Genomic DNA, 21213 nt, shown 5'->3' on the forward strand with positions numbered 1-21213 from the left:
GATCAACGTTCTCTACGCCATCCTGCGCGACCAACGCCCCTACGAGGCCCGGCCACCTCTTCGTCTCGTAGCTTGACAACAGCATTAGGCAGCGTTCGCTCCGCTCTCGTGCTCGGTCGTGTCGTGCGGATCGGGTCCGCGCCGTTCGGTTTCGCGCCGTTCGGCACCGTCATGGGCGGTGTCGCGCGCGACGGGCGCTGCCTGGCGCTCGTGGGTGCCGGTGGTCTCGTTGGTCCGGGTGAAGACCGCCATCTGTGTCGGAGGGCCCACGTCGGGGTCGTCGTCGCCGACGGGCAGGTACGCCACCCGGTAGCCGTGCCGCTGGGCGACGCTGTCGGCCCACGCTCGAAACTCCTCCCGGGTCCACTCGAAGCGGTGGTCACCGTGGCGCACGTGCCCGGCGGGCAAGGACTCCCAGCGCACGTTGTACTCGACGTTCGGCGTGGTGACGATGACCGTGCGCGGACGTGCCGAGCCGAACACCGCGTACTCCAGGGCGGGCAGGCGCGGCAGGTCGAGGTGTTCGATCACCTCGCTGAGCACGGCGGCATCGCGGCCGACGAGCCGCTTGTCGGTGTAGGTCAGGGACCCCTGGAGCAGGGTGACTCGTCCTGCCTGCCGCTCGCCCAGGCGGTCCAGCCGCAGCCGTCGGGCGGCGATGGCGAGAGCCCGCACCGACACATCGACACCGGTGACCGCAGTGAACCGCGCGTCCTTGAGGAGTGCCTGCAGCAACTGGCCCTGTCCGCAGCCGAGATCGAGCACCGTGGCAGCACCCGCCCCGCGCAGCGCGGCGACGATGGCCTCGCGTCGCAGCTCGGCGAGCGGTGCCGGTGCGGCCCCCGCGTCGCCGGCCTCGTCCGGCGCGTCGTCCACGGCGTTGTCCACGTCCTCGACGTCGAGGTCGTCGGCCTCCGCCAGCCGCACGAGCTCCAACCGCTCCATGGCCTGCCGGGTCAGGCCCCAGCGGCGCGACAGGTAGCGGCTGGTGATCAGCTTGTGCTCAGGGTGTTCGGCCAGCCAGCCCTCGCCCGCCCGCAGCAGCTTGTCGACCTCGTCGGGTGCGACCCAGTAGTGCTTGGCGTCGTCGAGCACGGGGAGCAGGACGTACAACTGGCGCAGGGCGTCGGCGAGCCTCAGCTCGCCTTCCAGGGCCAGCCGTACGTAGCGCGAGTCGCCCCACTCGGGGAACTGCTCGTCCAGGACGATCGGCTCTGCGTCGACCGTTTCCCAGCCGAGCGGCCCGAACAGCTTGCGGACGAGCTCGCTGCCGCCCCGCGCGGGCAGCGCGGGCACCTCGATCCGCAGCGGCATGGGGTTCGCGGCCCGCTCGGGCCTGGCCAGGCAGACACCACGGAGTGCGCTCTTGAAGACGGTGGCCATGGCGACGGAGAGCAGCGAGGACGCCGCGTAGGGCCGGTCGTTGACGTACTGTGCGAGCGCGGTGTCGGGGGCTCCACCGCGGGCCTTGCCCTTTCCGCGCCGCACCAGCGCCACCGGATCCACCTCCAGCAGCAGCGCTGCCGTGCACCGCTCGGCCGTGGCCTCGGGGTAGAGGACGTGTGCCGTGCCGTGGGATGTCGAGAACGCCTGTGCCTTGTCGGGATGCTTGTGGAGCAGGAAGCCCAGGTCGGTGGCAGGACGCTCGGGGGTGCCGGTGGTACTGATCGTCAGGAACACACGTACGAGTATGGCGTGCCCGCCGCGGCGACCGACACGCGTTTTCTCTCCTTCGGGGGCCCTGCCCGAGCGCGCTCCGCCGTCGCTGACGCGATCGTGACGCCCCTGACGGGGGCGGCGAGCGGCGGCTCGTCACCGCGGACCGGCGAGCTCGGACAGGCGGGAGATGAGGTCGGGTCCGACCCGGCAGCAGCCGCCCACGAGCCGTGCTCCCGCAGCACACCAGGCGGCGGCTCGTGCCGGGTCGAAGGTGACCTCGCCGCGCCAGTCCCGTGCGCCGGAGTCCCAGTGCTCGCCGCTGTTCGGGTAGACGACGACGGGTTTCCCGGTCTCGCCGGCCGCGAGTTCCACCGCCCGGTCAGCGTCGACGGGCTCGCAGCAGTTGACCCCCACGGCGATCACCTGGTCGTTGTCCGCAGCCAGCGCGAAGGCCGCCGCGAGGTCCTGCCCGGCGCGGGTGCGCTCTCCCGCCACGGTGTACGAGAGCCACACGGGCACCCCGCAGTCGTCGGCCGCGCGCAGCAGTGCACGCGCCTCGTCGACATCGGGCACGGTCTCCAGGGCGAGGACATCGGGACCGGCCGCAGCGAGCGCTCGGATACGCGGCCGGTGGAAATCCACGAGCTCCCGCACGGTGAGCCCGTAGCGCCCACGGTATTCGCTGCCGTCGGCGAGCATGGCCCCGTACGGGCCCACGGAGGCGGCGACCCACACGTACCGGTCCGTGTCCTCCGCGGCCTCCCTGGCGAGTTCCACGCTGCGGGCGAGGTACCCGGCGGCACGGACCGGTCCCACGCCGCGGCGGGCGAACCCCTCGAAGGTCGCCTGGTAGCTGGAGGTGGTGAGCACCTGCGCCCCCACTCGCACGTACGCCTCGTGGGCCGCTCGGATCTGCTCGGGGCCGTCGGTGAGCAGCGTCGCCGTCCAGAGCTCGTCGGACAGGTCACAGCCCTGGGCCGCCAGTTGGTTGGAGAGTCCGCCGTCGAGGACCAGGGGCCCTCGGGCGAGGGCGGCGGCGATGTTTCCGGAGGGCTTCACGGGTGGCTCCGGGCCGGGAACGGCATGTCGGCGGGGGATGGGGCGGTCAGCCCAGCTGGGACTGGACCTGGGAGGAGATGAGCTCCAGGTGGTCCAGGTCCTCGAGGTCGAGGACCTGGAGGTAGATACGGGAGGACCCGATCGCACCGTAGCGGCCGATCTTGTCGACGACCTCGGAGGGGGAGCCCGCCAGACCGTTCGCCTTCAATTCGTCCACGTCCCGGCCGATGGCGGCGGCACGGCGGGACACCTCGGCGTCGTCCCGGCCGACGCACACGACGAGGGCGTTGGAGTAGACGAGGTCGTCCGCTTTTCGTCCGGTCTGCTCAGCGGCGGCCCGTACTCGGCCGAACTGGCGCTCGCTGTCCTCGATCGAGGCGAACGGGATGTTGAACTCGTCGGCGTACCGAGCGGCCAGCCTGGGGGTGCGGGTCGCGCCGTGGCCGCCGATGAGCACCGGGACCTTCTGCTGCGCGGGCTTGGGCAGGGCGGGCGAGTCCTGTAGCCGGTAGTACGTGCCGTCGTAGGAGAAGGTCCGGCCGCTCTCGGTGCCCCACAGGCCGGTCACGATCGCCAGTTGCTCTTCGAGCCGGGCGAACTTCTCCTTCGGGAACGGAATGCCGTAGGCCTTGTGCTCCTCCTCGAACCAGCCCGCGCCGAGGCCGAGCTCGACGCGGCCACCGGACATCTGGTCCACCTGGGCGACCTGGATGGCCAGCACTCCGGGGAGCCTGAACGTGCCGGCGGTCATGAGCGTGCCGAGGCGGATCCGCCGGGTCTCCCGGGCCAATCCGGCGAGGGTGATCCATGCGTCGGTGGGGCCGGGAAGCCCGTCGGCCGAGCCCATCCGCAGGTAGTGGTCCGACCGGAAGAAGGCGTCGAATCCGAGGTCCTCGGTGGCCTTGGCCACGGTCAGCAGGGTGTCGTAGGCGGCCCCTTGCTGGGGCTCGGTGAAGATGCGAAGGTCCATAGATCCATCTTGCCCCGTCGTACGGCTCCCGGCCCCGCGATGCCGCCTCGACGCCTGGTCACCGCACGGGTGAACGTGCGTCATCCGTCACGCGCGCGGATCGCCGTGACGGCGCTGGTCCGGGTCGACCGGCGGCCGACCGGCATCCGGTGTCCTTCCCGTATCAGGGCGGGCTCGTCGCCGGATCGGGGCTTTCCTGGCTGTGGTCGCGCAGCGAAAGGCGGCGCAGCATCGCGCGCGCACGGTCGCTCGACTCGTCGACCGCGTCGATCGCCTCGATGCACTGCCAGTACAGTCCCTCCTCGTCCGTGGCGCAGGCGACCCCGACGAGGGCCATGCCTGCCTCCCCGAGGAGCGCCACGAGGGCCGTCAACGCCTTGCGCGGGTCGGCAACTCCGGTGAGTTGCGCGGCTCTCAGCGTCCCGCTGTGCAGCGACCGGGAGTCGACGGGCCCGCCGACCCGACCGCCCGTCTCGCTCAGGCCACGCGCCTCGCTCCTCAGCTCTTGTGGCCCGCAAACGGCCAGTTGCCCGCCGACCGCCTGGGCGAGGACCTGGACCTGCCAGGCTTCCGCCACCACGTCCAGCGCGGCCCCGCACTCCGCAAGTGCGCGTCGAGCAACCGCGATCAGTCGTTCCGCATCCATACACGCCGCCCCCGTTCGTACGACTTTCTGCTCAACCTTTCACTACCCAGAGTGAGGGTCATCCAGACGAAAAGCCAGGGGAATTCGGAAATCTGTGGACAGGTAGTCGATGGACGCAAGATCCATCACTCCGTAGAGTGACGATCCGTGCGTGCGGACCCGTCCGAGTGCCGCTCCGCCCGAGGGAAGCGCAGCTCGTTCCGGTCGATCTTCTCGGAGAGCGCGCGGAGCGCATCGACCCCGAGCACCTCGCAGAACTGCAACAGATAAGCCAGCACGTCCGCGACCTCGTCCGCGACGCGGTGCGCCTTCTCCGGGTCGTCCATCACGCGGGCGGACTCCTCCGGTGTCAACCACTGGAAGATCTCCACCAGTTCCGCAGCCTCGACGGTCAACGCCACCGCCAGGTTCTTCGGTGTGTGATAAGGCTCCCAGCCTCGGGCCGCCGCGAACTCGGCCAGCCGGCGCTGCAGTGATTGCACATCCCGTTCCGTCACGGCACCAGGTCTACCACCGTCACTCCCTCGATGCTCCGCGCGGCCGCCCCGTCGCCCACCGCACCCACCAGCCTGAGGTGCCCACCGGCGCACACCGACCCGGCGAGCGCGGCGAGTTCGCGGAGTTGGCCGCCGTCCAGGCACCGGTCGAATCCGTCGGCGAGCACGGTGAGGGACTGCAGTGCCCCCGGCACCTCCGCCGCCGGGTCGACCGCCAACACGCCCGGCCCGGTGAGCAGCACCAGTGCCAGGGCCAGGAAGCGGAGTTCACCGTCGCCGAGCCTCTCCAACGGAGTGGCGCGCCGCCCGGCCGCCCGACCGAGGACCGCGCGCAGCCGACCGTCGGCGAGTTCTTCGACTCCGACGCCGGCCACCGCGCCCGCGCAGCCCTCCCGTGCGACCGCCGCCAACCGCGCGTGGCGTCGGGCGCACTCGCTGCGCGTACGGTGCAGTACGGCCGCCAGATTGTCACAGCCGCGCCGCAGTCGCCCCTCCCCCGGCAGCACCGGTGCGCGCATCCGATGGGGCTGCGGGTCGCACGGGAACACCGACCGCAGGGCCACCACCACCTGCTCGGCGGCGGCCAGCACTCGCCGTTGCCCGTCCGTGCTCCCGGCGACCCGCAGGGGCAACAGTGCCGTGCCCAGACGGTCGTCGGGCAGCGGGGCGCGGGTCACGGCGGCGTCCCCCGCCGTGTGCCAGGCCGCCTGGACGCGGGAACGCCCGGGATCGCGCAGTGCCGTGCTCAACAGGACGTGTCCGTCGCTCGTCAACCGCTCTCCGACGATGCGGAGTTCCGGCTCGGCCTGGACGGCCAGGTCGAGCCGCACGGTGCCCACCGGACCGTTCACCGTGCAGCCGACCCTGAAGCCCCGCCGGCCTTCGGCGTCCTCCCCTGCGCCTTCGGGCACGCAGCCGCCCGGATCCGGGAACGCCTCGGCCAGTTCGGCGCCGCCCCCGAGCCTCGCCAACGCCTCGTACACCTGCAACACGGTCGACTTCCCACTCCCGCTCGGCCCGGCGAACAGTGTCACCGGTCCCAGGCCGAAGGCACCTCCACGATGCGACGCGAAGGAGGAGAGGCGGAGTTCGGTGACCGTGGGGCGCGTGCCGGGCGAGTCCATGCGGATGACGCTACGCAGCGTGCCGGCCGCCGAACCGTTACACCAATAAGGGCTTCCTACGAATGGGGGACAGCCGCCGCGGCGGTGCCCTCGACCTCCGTACCGGCCGGGGCGAGCAGGAAGACGTTCCGGTCGACACGGTGCATGCCACAGCCGAGGCCGAAGACGACACCGCTGCTGAAGTCCAGGATGCGCTTGGCGACTTCGGAGTCCGCGCTGGTGAGGTCCAGCAGCACCGGGACGCGTGCGACGAGGTACTCGGCCACCTCGCGCGCGTCGGCGAACACCTGCACCCGCAGCACGACCATGCGGCGCTGCTCGGCGGCGGCTTCGGCGACCTGCTCGGCTACGCGGTCCCGGGAGATCGTGCGGTGGTCGACCCTCGACGGCCATTCGTTGCGGCCGCGCAGCGGGACGACCTGCGCCAGGCCCTCCCACTGCTCGTCGGTGACGTCGTACCTCTCATACCTGCTCATGGGACCATCTTCGCCCCCCTCACCCGTTCGGCCCATCACCGACACGAGCGCCGTGCACGTCACTTGCGGGCGGCCTGTCGGCAGCACGCCGTCCCGGCCCCGGCCGTCGGTCGGTGCGCCGCCTGCACCCGTCAGCCTGCCGGGTGCAGCGCGCGGCGCAGGGTGGTGACGGCCTGGGTGATGGCGGCCTCCGCCGCGTTCGTGCCGCGCAGGGCGTTGAGCATCACGAAGTCGTGGATGACGCCCTGGTAGCGGACCGCGGTGACGGGCACACCGGCGGCGCGCAGCTTGTCGGCGTAGGCCTCGCCCTCGTCGCGCAGGACGTCGGCCTCCGCCGTGATGACGAGGGCGGGGGGCAGCCCCGTGAGTTGTGCCGTGGTCGCGCGCAGCGGTGACGCGGTCGTCTCGGCACGCTGGACCTCGTCGGTCGTGTACTGGTCCCAGAACCACTGCATGCCGTCACGGCGCAGGTAGTAGCCGGAGGCGAACTGGTGGTAGGAGCCGGTGTCGAAGGCCGCGTCGGTGACCGGGTAGAACAGGACCTGCGCCACGAGGGGCACGTCGCCGCGCTCCTTGGCCATCAGGGTGAGCGCCGCGGCCATGTTGCCCCCGACCGAGTCGCCCGCGACCGCCAGCCGTGCGGCGTCCAGCCCCGTGCCGCCGCCCTCGGTGCCGATCCACCGCGCGACGGCGTAGTTCTGCTCGATGGCGACGGGGTAGCGGGCCTCGGGCGACAGGTCGTACTCGGGGAACACCACGGCCGCCCCCGCCCCGGCCGCCAGCTCCCGCACCAACCGGTCATGGGTGTGGGCGTTGCCGAACACCCAGCCGGCACCGTGGATGTAGAGGATCACCGGAAGGACGTCGCCGGCACCGACGGGCTTCACGACCCGGGCCCGGACCGTGCCGGTGGGTCCGCCCCGCACGGTCACCCACTCCTCGTTCACGTCGGGCATGGGGATCTCACCGGACTGCACCTCGTCCACGACCTTGCGGCCTTCGGCGGGCGGCAGTTCGAACAGGAACGGGTGGTCGGCCGTCGCCGCGGCGAAGTCCGCGGCGGCCTGCTCCAGTACCGGCTGGGGTGCGTCGCGGTTCGACATCGGTGTGACTCCCTCGTGAGCGACTCGACCAAGGTTCTACGACCCTACGGTCGGATCCAGCGCCTCGCGCGAGGTCCGACCGGTTGTACGGCGCCGGAGGCGTGCGGGAGGCGCTTGCGGGGCGAACGGGTCCGTTTCCGGGCGGGACGGTCGCCCGACGGCCTCCCGCGGCCCTCGTGCGCGCCCCGCGGACGTCCCCGGGCTGCACGGGCGCACGCCCGTGCGTCGGGCGCACGCCCGTGCGTTCCGTCCCATCGCCCCGTGCCGGCCCCCGCATCCCGTGCGGACGAGGGCGTACACGACCGCGCCCTGGCACCAGCCTCCGTCGAGACCGGCAAGATCGCACTCCGGGGACCCATGGCACGTGCTGCTCAGGGTCCGGCCCACGGTGACCGCCGTCTCCGCCAACGGGCTTTTGCGGCACGGCCCGGAGCAGCACGTGCAGATCGCCCGCGGCCGATGGAGCATGAGAGGGATGACCGGATCCGTGCCCCTGATAAGTGAGAGCCCGGAGGACCCGTTCTCCCTGGGTCGCGCCGCCTCTGCGGTGTTGGACAGCCGGGGCTCGGTGGCTGCCTGGAGTGTGCGGGCCGAGTCCCTGCTCGGATACACCACGCAGGACGTCCTCGGCAGGTCGGCGGTCGAACTGCTGGTCCTCCCGGGCGACGTGGAGGCGGCACGGCAGGCCGCAGCCGTGTGCGTCCGCGACGGAGGCTGGTTCGGCTTCCTACCGCTGCGGGACCGCGCAGGCCGACGGCACGACGTCGGCCTGCGCGTGCGACTGGTCAAGCGGGCCGCGGACGTCGACGAGTGGTTGGTGGTGGGAGCTCCCGCGGAGGAGGTCGCCCAGTGGGAGATCGACCGTACGGTCATGGACGAGCTGTTCCGCACATCGCCGATCGGTCTCTCCATCCACGATCCCTCCCTGAACGTCCTCCGGATCAACCGGGCGATCGCCCACATCGGCGGTATCAGGAGCGAGGACGCGCGGGGGCACCGCATCGGCGACTTCCTGGTGGCCGCCGACGCGGAGACGATCGAAGCCCGGCTGCGGAAGGTTCTGGCCACCGGAAACCCGATGATCTTCACCGAGCAGCCCTGCCGCTTGCAGGGCGATCCACGCGAGCGGTACGTCGCCGTGTCCGCCTTCCGGCTCGACGACGCCACGGGCCGGACGCTCGGCGTGGCGCAGCTCGTCGAGGACGTCACCGACCGGCACCGCGCGCGGCAGCGGCTGGCGATGCTCAACGAGGCGAGCACCCGGATCGGCACCACGCTCGACGTCGAGACGACCGCGGACGAGCTGGTGGACGTCGCCGTCCCGGGCCTAGCCGACTGCGTGACCGTCGACCTCCTCGAAGCGGTCGTCCTGGGCGAGGAGCCCCTGCCGGATGGGGATGGCCGGCTGATCAGGTCGGCCCTCAAGTCCATCGCGCCGAACCCGGAGCTGGTCATGTTCCCGGTGGGCACGACCAGGACTTTCCCACCCGACGCGCCGCAGGCCAGGTGCCTGCTCACCCGGCGCCCCGTTCTGGTCGCCGCCTTCGATCCCGCGGCGGCAGCGTCGGGTCTCGATCGCGACAAGGCGGTCCAGGCCGGTGAACTGGGCGTCCACTCCCTGATGGTGGTCCCGCTGACGGCCAGGGGCCTGGTGCTGGGGCTCGTGTGCCTGTGGCGGTACGCGGTCCCCGAGCCGTTCGAGGAGGACGACCTCACGCTGGCGAGCGAGTTCGCGGCCCGTGCCGCGGTGTCCATCGACAACGCCCGCCAGTACACGCAACAGCGCCGCACCGCGCTGGCCCTGCAACACCGTCTGCTGCCCCGCGACTTCCCGCGGCATCCCGCGGTCGTCGTGTCCCACCGGTACCTTCCGGCCGGCGGTGCCGCCGGTGTCGGCGGGGACTGGTTCGACGTGATACCGCTCTCGGGGGCCCGTGTCGCCCTCGTCGTGGGCGACGTCGTGGGGCACGGCATCAACGCCGCCGCCACCATGGGACGGCTGCGTACGGCCGTACACACCCTGGCGGATCTCGACCTCGAACCCGACGAGGTGCTGTCCCACCTCGACGACCTCGTGACCCGGTTGGCGGGCGAGCAGGAGAGCTCCGGCGAGGACTCCCCCGGGGAGCAGGTGGTGGGCGCCACCTGCCTGTACGCCGTCTACAACCCGGTGTCCCGGCTCTGCTCGGTGGCCCGCGCCGGCCACCCCCCGCCGGTCCTCGTCACCCCCGACGGGGACGTGAGCCTGCCGGACCTGCCCGTCGGGCCGCCGTTGGGGCTGGGCGGCCTGCCGTTCGAGGCCGCGGACCTCCTGCTTCCCGAGAACAGCATGATGGCCCTGTACACCAACGGGCTGATCGAGGGCGAGGAACACGACGTCGACACGGGGCTCAGCCGCCTCTGCACCGCACTCGGCGGTCCCCCACGACCGCTCGAGGAGACGTCCCAGGAGGTGGTCGACGTGCTGCTGCCCGTGCGGCCCTCCGACGACGTCGCCCTGCTGTTGGCCAGGACCCGGACCCTGTCGCCCGACCGCGTCGCCACCTGGGAGCTGCCGGCGGAACCCACCGCGCCCGCCCGGGCCCGGGGTCTGGCGGCGCGGCAACTCACGGAGTGGGGCCTGGACGAGATGGTCTTCACCACCGAGCTGGTCGTCAGCGAGCTCGTCACCAACGCCTACCGCTACGCCGGCGGCCCGGTGACGCTCCGGTTGATCCACCTGCACCGGCTCATCTGCGAGGTCTCCGACCCGAGCAGCACCTCCCCGCACCTGCGGCGCGCCCGCAGCACGGACGAGGGCGGCCGGGGTCTGCTGCTCGTGGCCCAGCTGACGGCGCGCTGGGGCACCCGGCACGCCCGGGAGGGCAAGACGGTGTGGACCGAGCAGGAGCTGCCGCCCCGCGCCGGGCTGACCGGTGCGCCCTGAACCCCGCGGTCACGGTGCCTGATCTGCGCCGCCGCGGTGCGGAGCTGCGCGGATGCGCGGGCGGAGGCAGGATGGATAGCGCCCGGGATTCCGGCGGGGTGGGCGTGGCCTGCACGCATGCGGCGTAGGGCGGTGGGAGGAGCGGCTGCGGATGGGTGGCACCGAAGCGTTCTCCGGTGACCTGGTCCCGAATGTGGAGCTCGGTCCCGCCCCGCCGGGCGGTCTGCTGGACGTGTTGGGAATGGCCGCGGTCGTTCTCGACGCGGACGGGCGCATCACGCTGTGGAGCCGACAGGCGGAAGCCCTGCTGGGGTACACCGCGGACGAGGCGCTCGGCGAGTTCGCGGCGCCACTGCTCGTCGACGAGGAGCGCTACGGGGTCGTGCTCCAACTGTTCTCTCAGGTGATGGAGAGCGGCGAGAGCTGGGCCGGGGTGTTCCCGGTCCGTCACAAGGACGGCAGCGTGCGTCTGCTGGAGTTCCGCAACATGCGGCTGCAGGACGCGCACGGCCGCTTCTACGCCCTGGGGCTGGCCACCTACCAGGAGACGCTGCGGCAGGTGGAGCGCGATCTGGCGCTGTCGGTTCGCCTCGTGGACCAGTCGCCCATCGGCCTTGCGGTCCTGGACACCGGCCTGCGCATCGTGACCGTCAACCCGGCGCTGGAGCGGGTCAGCGGGATCCCGGCCGCGCAGCACGCCGGGCGGCCCGTGGGCGACACCCTGCCGTTCCTCGACGACGGACGCCTGGAACAGGCGCTACAGAAGGTCCTGGAGACGGGCACCCCGCTGGTGGACCGGCAGGTGATCGGCCGCGTCCCGTCGGACCCCGACACCGAGCTTGCGTGGTCGGTGTCCCTGTACCGACTGGAGGACCCCGGCGGGCGGATCCTGGGGGTGGCCGCCTCCGTGGTGGACGTGACCGACCGGCACCACGCCGCCCAGGAGGCCGAGCGTGCCCGCCGGCGGCTCACCCTGGTCTCCGACGCGACGATACGTATCGGCACCACCTTGGACCTGTGGGAGACCGCCAGGGAACTCGCCGACGTCGCCGTGCCACAGCTCGCCGACGTCGCCGCGGTGGACGTCCTGGACTCCGCCGTCGAGGGCCGCCGCGAGTCGGTGCGGCCCGGCGCCACGGCGGTCTTCCGGGCGCTGGCGGTCGCCGCGGCGTCGCCCACCGCAGCGGTGCACGCCGCCGACCCGCCGGGCGACCTCGCCCGCTACGCGGCGGACCGTCTGGTCACCCGATGCGTACAGACCGGCGAACCGGTGGCGGTGCCGCGCGTCCGCAACGAGGACCTGCCGCGGATCGCCCGTGACGCCCGCGCCGCCATGCTGCTCGCTGCCGCGGGAGTGCATTCGTACCTGGCCGTACCTCTGATCGCCCGCGGTCAGGTGCTCGGCGCCCTGGACCTCAAGCGCTACCGCAACCCGCTCCCGTTCGACGCCGACGACGTGCTGCTCGCCACCGAGCTGGCGGGGCGCGCCGCGGTCTGCATCGACAACGCCCGCTGGTACCAGCAGCAGCGCAACGCGGCCCTCGCCCTCCAGCGCAGCCTGCTGCCACGGCACCCGCGGCACCTCGTCGGCCTGGAGGTCGCCTCCCGCTACCAGCCAGCCGGCGCCGTCAGCGAAGTCGGGGGCGACTGGTTCGACATCATCCCGCTGAGCGGCGACAGGACCGCCCTGGTGGTGGGGGACGTCATGGGCAGCGGCATCAACGCCGCCACGGCGATGGGTCGGCTGCGGACCGCCACGCAGACCCTGGCCACGCTGGGCCTCGATCCCGAGCGGGTGCTGCACCACCTTGACGCGATCACCGGGGAGCTGGAACCCCACATCGCCACGTGCCTCTACGCCCTCTACGACCCTCACCGGGGGCAGTGCTGCGTCTCCACGGCCGGGCATCTGCCCCCGGTGCTGCTCCGGCCCGGTCACGGCCCGCAGCTGCTGGAGCTGCCCACCGGAGCGCCGCTGGGCGTGGGCGGGGTACCGTTCCGCGCCGTCACGGTCGGGCTGGGCCCGGGCGACACGCTCGTGCTCTACACCGACGGACTGGTCGAGACCCGTGATCAGGACATCGACGCCCGGTTGCAGGTGCTTCTCGACCTTCTCGAGGAGCCGCCCGAGGGACTCGAGGAGACGTGCGACCTGCTCCTCGACTCGCTGCGGGGCGAGGTCGGTGAGGACGACGTGGCATTGCTGATCGCACGCGTCCGCGAGTGAGGACGGGGCGCCCGCGCCGGCGCCGGCAGTGCTCGTCGCCGGGGCGGGGCGTCGGCGTCCGGGCGGGACGGCTGCGCCCCCGGAGGGCGGCGGGTGCCGGTTGCGGGCACGCCTCGGCGGTCACGAGTCGTCCCGTCCTCGCGGAACGCGAGGGCACGGGGCGCTGACGGCGGGCACGGCCACGGGTCGCACAGGCCGCCGGGACGTGCCCGGGGACGGGCCCGCCCGGGACGCGGCGCGGCGTTCACGGGTGCGCAGACGTGGGGCGCCGGCGGCCGTTCGGGTGACCCCTCCCCGACACGTGCGTCGCCCGGAGCCGGGCGGCAGCGGTCCCGTTACGGTCGGCGGGACCGGGCCGCCGCCGCGGCGACCGCCCGGGCACCACGGCACTGCGGGACCCGAGGGGGTGGACGGTGGAGCGCGTGCAGCAGGTCGCCGCGCGGCGACAGCGCGTCGACCGTCCGCGTCGTTCCGGCACGCACTCGGCACGGGTCCTTCCGGCTCTCGCACTGCTCGCACTTCTGCTGGGCGCCTGCGGGACCGGCGGATCCGGTCCGCCCACGCTCAACTGGTACAACTTCCCGGACGACTCGGGCGCCCTGGCGGGCGCGGCCACCAACTGCACCCGGGCCTCCGGGGGCCGCTACCGCATCGCCTACCACAAACTCCCGCGCACCGCCGACGGCCAGCGGCAGCAGTTGGTGCGGCGGCTCGCGGCGCAGGACGACACCGTCGACATCATGGGACTCGACGTCACCTGGCCCGCCGAGTTCGCCGAGGCGCAGTGGATCCTCCCCTGGACGGGCGAGATGCGCAGGCGGGCCACCGAGGACACGCTCGAGGTGCCCCTGGAGACGGCGACGTGGAGGGGCCGGCTCTACGCCGTTCCGTACAACACCAACACCCAGTTGCTCTGGTACCGGAGCGACCTGGTGCCCCGGCCGCCCCGGACCTGGGCCGAAATGCTGGATGCGGCACGGGAGCTGGCTCGCCAGGGCAAGCCGCACTACGTCGAGGTCCAAGGCGCCCAGTACGAAGGGCTGACGGTCTGGTTCAACACGCTCGTGGCGAGCGCGGGCGGCTCCGTGCTCAACACCACGGCCACCGCGCCCTCCCTCGGCCCGCCCGCCGTCCGGGCGGCGTCGATCATGCGCGAGTTGGCTGTCTCGCCCGCGGCCGACCCGTCGCTGTCCAACCAGATGGAGGACCAGAACCGGCTGGCCATGGAGTCGGGGAGTGCCGCATTCGAACTCAACTACCCCTTCGTCTACCCGGCGATGAAAGCGGACAACCCGGGGCTGTTCGCGCACTTCCGATGGGCGCCCTACCCGGCGGTGGACCCCGACCGGCCCGCGCGGCCGACCATCGGCGGCATCGACCTGGCCATCGGGGCGTACTCGCGCCACCGCCGTCTCGCTTTCGAAGCCGCCCTGTGCCTGCGCAACCGGCAGAACCAGATGACCGCCGCGCTGCGCGGCGGGCTTCCACCGACCCTGCGGTCGCTGTACGCGGACCCCGCGCTGGTCGAGGACTACCCGTTCGCCTCCGAGGTGCTGGCCTCGCTGGAGCGCGCCAGCATCCGGCCCAAGACCCCCGCCTACCAGAACGTGTCCATCGCGATCTCGCACACGCTTTCACCGCCGTCGGACATCGATCCCCTACCCGATGTGCGGAGCATCAGCCGCCAGATCGAGGACGCCCTCCAGTCCAAGGGGCTGATCCCGTGAACCGACCGGCCGCCGCGACCTCCTCCCGTGCCGAGGCTCCGGGGGGTACGCCCGCGGCACTGTCCGAAGGCGCACGGCAGGAGCGGCGGCTGGGCTGGCTGCTGTGTGCGCCGGCGGTCGTCGTGATGCTCGCCGTCACCGCCTACCCGGTGGTCTACGCGGTCTACCTCTCGCTCCAGCGCTACGACCTGCGCTTCCCCGACCAGGCTCGATTCATCGGGCTGAGCAACTACGGCGCCGTGCTCTCGTCCGGGTTCTGGTGGGAGGCGTTCTGGGTCACGCTCGTCATCACCGTCGTCTCCGTGTCCGTGGAACTCGTCCTCGGTTTCGCCCTGGCCCTGGTCATGCACCGCACGCTCTTCGGTCGCGGCAGCGTCCGCACGGCGGTCCTCGTCCCGTACGGCATCGTCACGGTGGTCGCGGCCTACTCCTGGCAGTACGCCTGGACCCCGGGGACGGGCTACCTCGCGGCGCTGTTGCCAGCGGGCGAGGCCCCGTTGACCGAGAAGTGGCCCGCCATCGGTCTGATCGTCCTCGCGGAGGTGTGGAAGACCACTCCGTTCATGGCGCTGTTGCTGCTCGCCGGGCTGGCCCTGGTGCCCGAGGAGACGCTGCGCGCCGCCCAGGTGGACGGGGCGACCGCGTGGCAGCGCTTCACCCGGGTCACCGTTCCGCTCATGAAGCCCGCCATCCTGGTGGCCCTGCTGTTCCGGACCCTGGACGCCTTCCGGGTCTTCGACAACATCTACGTGCTGACCTCGGGCGCCCACGGCACCGGTTCGGTGTCGATCCTGGGGTACGACAACCTCTTCTCGGCGCTCAACCTCGGCATCGGGTCGGCGATTTCCGTGCTCGTCTTCCTATGCGTCGGACTGATCGCGTTCACGTTCATCAGACTCTTCGGGGCAGCGGCTCCCGGTGCGCAGGAGGTGGAGCGTTGATGGCCGGCTGGGGAGGACGTCGCACGGCGGGTTGGACGGTGGTCAACCTCGTGGTGATCGCCTACGCGTTGTTCCCGGTGTGGTGGATCGCCGCGCTGTCCTTCAAGGATCCCAGCACCCTGACGGACGGCAGCTTCATCCCCACCAAGTGGACCTGGGCGAACTACCGCGGCATCTTCGAGACCTCGGAGTTCACCCGCGCCCTCGTCAACTCCATCGGGATCGCGCTCATCTCGACGGTGATCGCCGTGGCGCTGGGCACCATGGCCGCCTATGCGGTGGCGAGGCTCCGTTTTCCCGGCAAGCGCCTGCTGATCGGGGTGTCGCTGCTGATCGCCATGTTCCCCCCGATCTCGCTGGTCTCCCCACTGTTCAACATCGAACGGGTGCTGGGGATCTTCGATACCTGGCCGGGGCTGATCATCCCGTACATGACGTTCTCCCTCCCTCTTGCGATCTACACCCTGTCGGCGTTCTTCCGTGAGATCCCGTGGGACCTGGAGAAGGCGGCCAAGGTGGACGGTGCCACGCCCGCGCAGGCGTTCCGTCTGGTGATCGCACCGCTGGCCGCCCCGGGCGTCTTCACGACGGCGATCCTCGTCTTCATCTTCTGCTGGAACGACTTCCTCTTCGCCATCTCGCTGACGTCCACCACGGCGGCCCGCACCGTACCGGCGGCGATCGCCTTCTTCACCGGGAGCAGCCAGTTCGCGCAGCCGACCGGATCGATCGCCGCCGCCGCGGTGGTCATCACCGTTCCGATCGTCGTCTTCGTGCTGCTGTTCCAGCGGCGCATCGTCGCCGGGCTCACATCAGGGGCCGTCAAGGGCTGACCGGCAGCAGCCGGCCGTCAGGAAGGAGCACCGGCCGTGGCCGAAATCGTTCTGGAGGGCATCACCAAGCGGTACCCCGACGGCGCGCTGGCCGTGCAGGACGTCGACCTCACCGTCGCCGACGGTGAGTTCGTGATCCTGGTCGGGCCCTCCGGCTGCGGCAAGTCCACCACCCTCAACATGATCGCCGGCCTGGAAGACATCACCGAAGGGACGCTGCGCATCGGCGGCCGGGTCGTCAACGACGAGGCCCCCAAGGACCGGGACATCGCCATGGTCTTCCAGAGCTACGCCCTGTACCCCCACATGAGCGTGCGCGACAACATGGGCTTCGCCCTGCGTCTGGCGAAGGTCGACAAGGCGCTGATCCGGAGCAAGGTGGAGGAGGCTGCAGGCATCCTCGGCCTGACCGAACACCTGGATCGCAAACCGGCGAACCTCTCGGGCGGACAGCGCCAACGCGTCGCGATGGGCCGCGCGATCGTCCGCGATCCGAAGGCGTTCCTGATGGACGAACCGCTGTCCAACCTCGACGCGAAACTCCGGGTGCAGATGCGCACCCAGATCTCCCGTCTCCAGCAGCGGCTCGGTACCACCACCGTGTACGTCACGCACGACCAGACCGAGGCGATGACACTCGGGGACCGTGTGGTCGTGATGCGCGGCGGAGTCGTCCAGCAGGTCGGCACGCCGCAGCACCTCTACGACGAGCCGCTCAACCTGTTCGTCGCCGGCTTCATCGGCTCCCCCGCCATGAACTTCCTGGGCGCCACGCTGGCAGAAGGCGTCCTGCACACCTCGGTCGGCGAACTACCCCTGGACCCGCGGCTCCTCCGTGCCGTCGAGCAGCAAGGGGCTCCTCGCGAGCTCATCGTGGGTCTGCGTCCGGAGGCCTTCGAGGACGCCGCGCTGGTGGACCCTGGCCGGTCGGGGGTCACCTTCACCGCCGCGGTCGACGTCGTGGAGTCGCTCGGATCCGACGTGTACGCGTACTTCACCCAGGAGGGCCGGCGGCCGACCGGCAGCGGTGAACTGGAGGAGCTGGCCGCCGACTCCGGTGCGGCGGAGACGGGGACCAGCGGGAACCAGATCGTCACGCGGCTGAGCACCGCGACCCGCATCCGGCAGGGGGCACCCGCCGAACTGTGGTTGGACACCGCCAAGATGCACCTCTTCGATCCGCGCACCGGCAGGAACCTGACGGCGGCGCCCCCGGGGTGAGTGCTCGGCACGGCCCCTCCTTCGGGCGACGGACGGACCGTCCGGGCCGGCTCCGTGGGGCCCGGGCCCCGTCCGCAGCGCCGGCGGCCCGCCCCGGTCGCCGCGCGGTTCTGCGTCCCCACGAGCCCGCCGGGACGACTCCGCCTGGCCTCACGGGCGCGGTCGGCGCCCGTCTCCTGGAGGGCACCGCCGGCTCGGCGGCGAGCGGGTGGTCGTGCCCGGGGCTTCCGCACGCGCCCGGAGGTCGACTGCCGACCGGGCGGGTCACCGGGCCGGCTGCAGGCGCCGCAGCCGTCACGGCCACCGCACCCGGACGACGCGGTGGGGCGCGACAACCGCGCGATGCCGCGGCGGAGCACGGGAGGGCGGCTCTGCTCAGGCAGGGAGCTTGAGCAGTGTCAGGGGCGTGGTGGTCGGCTGGAGGGAGCCGCCGTCGGGCTCGAGGGTGAGTCCGACGGCGTCGGCGTCGGCGAGATTGCCTCTGATGGCCACGGCCCCGTCGTGCCGGAGCAGTCCGCCCGGGTGCATGGCGCCTCGCTGCGCGTACCAGAGCTGGTAGGTCTTCCCGGACGGCGGCTCGGGAAGGTCCGCGCTGACGAAGACCGCCTTGCCGAGCCGTCTGGACGCGATGACCGAGGTGGTGGCGCCGTTGGTGGTGCGGCCCCGCACGGTGCGGGCGTCGGGGGCGGAGACGACCGACGTCAGGTCTTCGAGTTGCCGGACCGACTGCCGGGCCCGTCGTTGCGAGTCGGTGCTCTGCTGGTGTTGCCAGGCCGCGACCCCGGCCAGGCTGAGGGTGGCGACGACGCTTGCGGCGACGAGGAGCGGGCCGATCCTGCCCGTTCTGGAGAAGACCGACGTGCGGCGTTGGTCGGTCGTGTCGACGCGTGGGGGCAGTTGGCGCACGGAGTCGATGCCGTGCATCACGGACTCCCTCATGGCGCGCGGTGCGGGGGTGCGCACCGCTGCGGCGAGACGGTTCGCGGTGACGGTGAACCCTGCCACCTCTTCCCGGCAGGGGGCGCAGTGCACAAGGTGGGCTTCGACCGCGCCGTGTTCGCCGCGTGGGAGCGCATCGAGGGCGTAGGCGCCCGTGAGGGTGTGGAGCTCTTCGTCGACCTTCATGTGGCCACCCCCATGCAGTCGCGCAGCCGGATGAGCCCGTCGCGCATGCGTGTCTTGATGGTCGGAAGCGGCGTGCGGAGGGATTCCGCGACCTCCCGGTAGGTCAGTCCCTGGTAGTAGGCGAGCGTCACGGCCTGCCGCTGGAGTTCGGTGAGCTGCTTCATGCAGCGGCGTACCTGCTGGCTTTCCAACCGGCTCTCCACCCGCTCGGCGACGTCGTCGTAGGGGCGTTGCTGGTCGCGTACCGCATGGTCGTGGTCGCGGTTGGCGGCGGCTTCGACGGAGCGGACCCGGTCCACGGCGCGGCGGTGGGCGAGCATGGTGACCCAGGCGTGCACGTTGCCCTTGCCCGGGTCGAAGCGGGGTGCCCGCCGCCAGAGGTCGATCATGACCTCCTGGGCGACCTCCTCGGACTGGGCACGATTGCGCACGACCTTGACGACGATCCCGAACACGGTGTCGACGACGGCGTCGTAGAGGACGGTGAAGGCTTCCTTGTCGCCACGAGCCACTCGCTGCATCACCTCGTCCAAACGAAGTTCAGCCGGGTGCGACGAGCCGGAAGACGCGGGTTCGGTCATCGGATTCCCTCCCCTCGCTGGTGCGCGACCTCACGCGGGCAGCGCTGTTGCCCGGCGGGATACTTCCATCGCATGGCGGTCCTTCGATGAGGAATGAAGAGGAACGGGCGGCTTCACGGACGCTGTGCTAGGCGCCCTCTCTCATTGCTTCGCTGTGGTCGGCAGAGCGGATGGGTCGTCTGTTCACGAAGGGGCACCGGTCGCCCGGAGCCGGCGGTGACGGAGCGACCGGTCGGGAGGTCGCGTTCATCCCGCCGGCCGGTGCGATGAACGCGACCTCCCGCACCGGCACCCCGACGGTCTACCGCGCGCACCCCTCGTCGCGAGCCCAAGCCGATGCGCTCGGCGCTGCGAAGGACGGGTGTGACGATCGACCGAGCACATCTCATCCGCGGGGCGTTGGCGGGCACCGGCGGTCTGCTGGCCGCGTTCTCCTCGTTGGCGGTGGCGGAACTCGCAGCGGCGCTGGTGCGGCCCGAGTCCAGTCCTGTGGTCGCGGTCGGGGGCGCGTTGATCGACCTCACGCCGACGCCGGTGAAGGACTGGGCGATCCGCACCTTCGGCACCAACGACAAGGTCGTTCTGCAAGCCGGGATCTTCGCCGTGCTGGGGCTGCTCGCCACGGTTCTCGGACTGCTGGCCGTCCGGCACCGGCGGTCCGGTGCTCTCGGAGTACTGGCATGGGGCGTGATCGGGGCGGCCGTGGCTCTCGGCCGCCCCGACTCCCGTTCCTGGGCCGACGCCCTGCCGTCCCTCGCCGGGGCGTTCGCGGGCGCCGCCGTGCTCCGCGCGCTGGCCGGACGTCTCAACGCCGGCACCAGCGCCCCGGGAGCGCGCGGACCGGACGACCGACCGGACGGCCGGGACCGCCGCGGCTTCCTGCTCACGGCCTCAGCGGCAGCAGCCGCCTCCGTGGGAGCCGGCGCGTTGGGCCGAGGGCTCGTGTCGTCCCGAAGGGGTGGCGCCGCCACCTCGCGTGCGGCCGTCGTCCTTCCGACCCCGGGGTCCCCCGCCCCGGTCATCGACGCGCGTGCCGCGCTGCGCATTCCCGGTGCTTCGCCTTTCACCACGCCGAGCGAGGACTTCTACCGCGTGGACACCGCCCTCGTCGTTCCCAGGATCGATGCCGGGGCCTGGCGCCTCAAGATCCGTGGAAAGGGCGTCACCACCCCGCTGACGCTCACCCTCCAGGACCTGCTGGACGGCGACCTGATCGAGCGTGACATCACCCTGACATGCGTCTCCAACGAGGTCGGCGGCCCCTACGTCGGCACGGCGCGTTGGACCGGCGTACGCCTGTCGGACCTGCTGGGACGCGCGGGCGTCGAACCACCCTCGCTCGGGGGGCCGGCGGACCAGTTGGTGGCGCGGTCCGTCGACGGGATGACCTTCGGTACGCCGGTCGAGGACGTCATGGACGGCCGGGACGCCATGCTCGCCGTCGGGATGAACGGCGAGCCGCTGCCGTTCGAGCACGGCTTCCCCGCCCGGATGGTCGTTCCCGGTCTGTACGGGTACGTCTCGGCCTGCAAGTGGATCGAGGACCTCGAGCTGACCACCTTCGACGCGTACGACCCCTACTGGGTCAAGCGGAATTGGGCGCGCAGGGCCCCGATCAAGACGCAGTCCCGCATCGACACTCCCCGGCCGTTCGCCCGGCCGGCAGCCGGAACCGTCCTGATCGCCGGTGTCGCCTGGGCACAGCAGCGGGGTGTCGACCGGGTCGAGGTGCGTGTCGACGACGGTCCTTGGCGGCTCGCCGACCTGGCGTCCGAGCACACCACCGACACCTGGCGCCAGTGGTCCCTCCCCTGGAAGGCAACGTCAGGCACTCACACCCTGACCGTCCGGGCGACCGACCGCACGGGCGAAACCCAGACGGGCGAGCGGGCCCGCACCGTCCCTGACGGTGCCACCGGCTGGCACAGCGTGGTCGTGATGGTCACCTGACGCTTGAACGGCGCCGTGGACGGCAGGCAGTTCACAGCGACGGGGTCAGTGGTTCGAACTTCCGCTTGGTCGCCCCCACCAACGGGTGGCTTCCGCCATCGTCCACGGGATCCACCAATCCGCTGCGGACCGCACCGCGAAGTCCACG

17 protein-coding genes are annotated in these 21213 nt (G+C 71.8%); 7 read left to right on the forward strand and 10 right to left on the reverse strand.

Annotated features, from left to right (window positions below):
* Positions 1–84 precede the first annotated feature (84 nt).
* The 8 genes from ACFXOM_RS22065 to ACFXOM_RS22100 form a co-directional block, all read right to left on the reverse strand.
* Entirely contained in the window at positions 85–1680 is a 1596-nt protein-coding gene (locus ACFXOM_RS22065; RefSeq protein WP_385038913.1) for a 3' terminal RNA ribose 2'-O-methyltransferase Hen1, read from the reverse strand.
* 132 nt (positions 1681–1812) lie between these two features.
* Complete coding sequence (mmuM, locus tag ACFXOM_RS22070; RefSeq protein WP_385038916.1) at positions 1813–2718, reverse strand: homocysteine S-methyltransferase; 906 nt, start codon at positions 2716–2718, stop codon at positions 1813–1815.
* A gap of 46 nt (positions 2719–2764) precedes the next feature.
* A complete protein-coding gene (locus tag ACFXOM_RS22075) occupies positions 2765–3688 on the reverse strand; it encodes an LLM class F420-dependent oxidoreductase (protein WP_384939851.1) in 924 nt (307 codons plus the stop codon).
* A gap of 163 nt (positions 3689–3851) precedes the next feature.
* Positions 3852–4334: a DUF6099 family protein gene (locus tag ACFXOM_RS22080; RefSeq protein WP_384939854.1), complete on the reverse strand. Its 483-nt coding sequence runs from the start codon at positions 4332–4334 to the stop codon at positions 3852–3854.
* A 125-nt stretch (positions 4335–4459) separates the two neighbouring features.
* Entirely contained in the window at positions 4460–4831 is a 372-nt protein-coding gene (locus ACFXOM_RS22085) for a nucleotide pyrophosphohydrolase (RefSeq protein WP_384939856.1), read from the reverse strand.
* Entirely contained in the window at positions 4828–5955 is a 1128-nt protein-coding gene (locus ACFXOM_RS22090; RefSeq protein ID WP_384939857.1) for an AAA family ATPase, read from the reverse strand. The genes ACFXOM_RS22085 and ACFXOM_RS22090 overlap by 4 nt, the downstream gene beginning before the upstream one ends.
* 56 nt (positions 5956–6011) lie before the next feature.
* Positions 6012–6431: a cell division protein SepF gene (locus ACFXOM_RS22095; protein WP_384939858.1), complete on the reverse strand. Its 420-nt coding sequence runs from the start codon at positions 6429–6431 to the stop codon at positions 6012–6014.
* Between the two features lie 131 nt (positions 6432–6562).
* Positions 6563–7534: an alpha/beta hydrolase gene (locus tag ACFXOM_RS22100; protein ID WP_385038919.1), complete on the reverse strand. Its 972-nt coding sequence runs from the start codon at positions 7532–7534 to the stop codon at positions 6563–6565.
* Between the two features lie 475 nt (positions 7535–8009).
* Between ACFXOM_RS22100 and ACFXOM_RS22105 the strand changes: the two genes are divergently transcribed.
* The 6 genes from ACFXOM_RS22105 to ACFXOM_RS22130 all read left to right on the forward strand — a co-directional run bounded on the left by ACFXOM_RS22105 (position 8010) and on the right by ACFXOM_RS22130 (position 17409).
* Positions 8010–10460, forward strand: a complete 2451-nt coding sequence (locus tag ACFXOM_RS22105) for a SpoIIE family protein phosphatase (protein ID WP_385038922.1) — start codon at positions 8010–8012, stop codon at positions 10458–10460.
* Positions 10461–10611: 151 nt separating this feature from the next.
* A complete protein-coding gene (locus ACFXOM_RS22110) occupies positions 10612–12687 on the forward strand; it encodes a SpoIIE family protein phosphatase (RefSeq protein WP_385038924.1) in 2076 nt (691 codons plus the stop codon).
* Positions 12688–13100: 413 nt separating this feature from the next.
* Entirely contained in the window at positions 13101–14414 is a 1314-nt protein-coding gene (locus tag ACFXOM_RS22115) for an ABC transporter substrate-binding protein (protein ID WP_385038927.1), read from the forward strand.
* Complete coding sequence (locus tag ACFXOM_RS22120; RefSeq protein ID WP_384939867.1) at positions 14411–15355, forward strand: carbohydrate ABC transporter permease; 945 nt, start codon at positions 14411–14413, stop codon at positions 15353–15355. Before ACFXOM_RS22115 ends, ACFXOM_RS22120 begins: the two co-directional genes overlap by 4 nt.
* Positions 15355–16188, forward strand: coding sequence for a carbohydrate ABC transporter permease (locus tag ACFXOM_RS22125; RefSeq protein ID WP_384939869.1), 834 nt, complete (start codon positions 15355–15357; stop codon positions 16186–16188). Before ACFXOM_RS22120 ends, ACFXOM_RS22125 begins: the two co-directional genes overlap by 1 nt.
* Positions 16189–16224: 36 nt before the next feature.
* On the forward strand, positions 16225–17409 hold the full coding sequence (locus tag ACFXOM_RS22130; RefSeq protein WP_385038929.1) for an ABC transporter ATP-binding protein: 1185 nt from the start codon (positions 16225–16227) through the stop codon (positions 17407–17409).
* Positions 17410–17784: 375 nt separating this feature from the next.
* Here ACFXOM_RS22130 and ACFXOM_RS22135 read toward each other — a convergent pair whose 3' ends face one another.
* A complete protein-coding gene (locus ACFXOM_RS22135; RefSeq protein WP_385038931.1) occupies positions 17785–18534 on the reverse strand; it encodes an anti-sigma factor domain-containing protein in 750 nt (249 codons plus the stop codon).
* On the reverse strand, positions 18531–19115 hold the full coding sequence (sigK, locus tag ACFXOM_RS22140) for an ECF RNA polymerase sigma factor SigK (protein ID WP_385038934.1): 585 nt from the start codon (positions 19113–19115) through the stop codon (positions 18531–18533). The genes ACFXOM_RS22135 and sigK overlap by 4 nt, the downstream gene beginning before the upstream one ends.
* Before the next feature lie 336 nt (positions 19116–19451).
* On the opposite strand from sigK, the gene ACFXOM_RS22145 reads away from it, so the two are divergent.
* A complete protein-coding gene (locus ACFXOM_RS22145; protein ID WP_385038937.1) occupies positions 19452–21065 on the forward strand; it encodes a molybdopterin-dependent oxidoreductase in 1614 nt (537 codons plus the stop codon).
* The last annotated feature ends 148 nt before the right edge of the window (positions 21066–21213 follow it).

The sequence above is a fragment of the Streptomyces sp. NPDC059169 genome (genome assembly GCF_042755225.1).
Classification (GTDB): domain Bacteria; phylum Actinomycetota; class Actinomycetes; order Streptomycetales; family Streptomycetaceae; genus Streptomyces.

Excerpts from the sequence above, each read along its gene's own strand:
- ACFXOM_RS22075 (WP_384939851.1), bottom strand. The coding sequence starts at position 3,688 with ATGGACCTTCGCATCTTCACCGAGCCCCAGCAAGGGGCCGCCTACGAC.
- ACFXOM_RS22080 (WP_384939854.1), bottom strand. The coding sequence starts at position 4,334 with ATGGATGCGGAACGACTGATCGCGGTTGCTCGACGCGCACTTGCGGAG.
- ACFXOM_RS22090 (WP_384939857.1), bottom strand. The coding sequence starts at position 5,955 with ATGGACTCGCCCGGCACGCGCCCCACGGTCACCGAACTCCGCCTCTCC.
- ACFXOM_RS22095 (WP_384939858.1), bottom strand. The coding sequence starts at position 6,431 with ATGAGCAGGTATGAGAGGTACGACGTCACCGACGAGCAGTGGGAGGGC.
- ACFXOM_RS22100 (WP_385038919.1), bottom strand. The coding sequence starts at position 7,534 with ATGTCGAACCGCGACGCACCCCAGCCGGTACTGGAGCAGGCCGCCGCG.
- ACFXOM_RS22105 (WP_385038922.1), top strand. The coding sequence starts at position 8,010 with ATGACCGGATCCGTGCCCCTGATAAGTGAGAGCCCGGAGGACCCGTTC.
- ACFXOM_RS22110 (WP_385038924.1), top strand. The coding sequence starts at position 10,612 with ATGGGTGGCACCGAAGCGTTCTCCGGTGACCTGGTCCCGAATGTGGAG.
- ACFXOM_RS22125 (WP_384939869.1), top strand. The coding sequence starts at position 15,355 with ATGGCCGGCTGGGGAGGACGTCGCACGGCGGGTTGGACGGTGGTCAAC.
- ACFXOM_RS22135 (WP_385038931.1), bottom strand. The coding sequence starts at position 18,534 with ATGAAGGTCGACGAAGAGCTCCACACCCTCACGGGCGCCTACGCCCTC.
- sigK (WP_385038934.1), bottom strand. The coding sequence starts at position 19,115 with ATGACCGAACCCGCGTCTTCCGGCTCGTCGCACCCGGCTGAACTTCGT.
- ACFXOM_RS22145 (WP_385038937.1), top strand. The coding sequence starts at position 19,452 with ATGCGCTCGGCGCTGCGAAGGACGGGTGTGACGATCGACCGAGCACAT.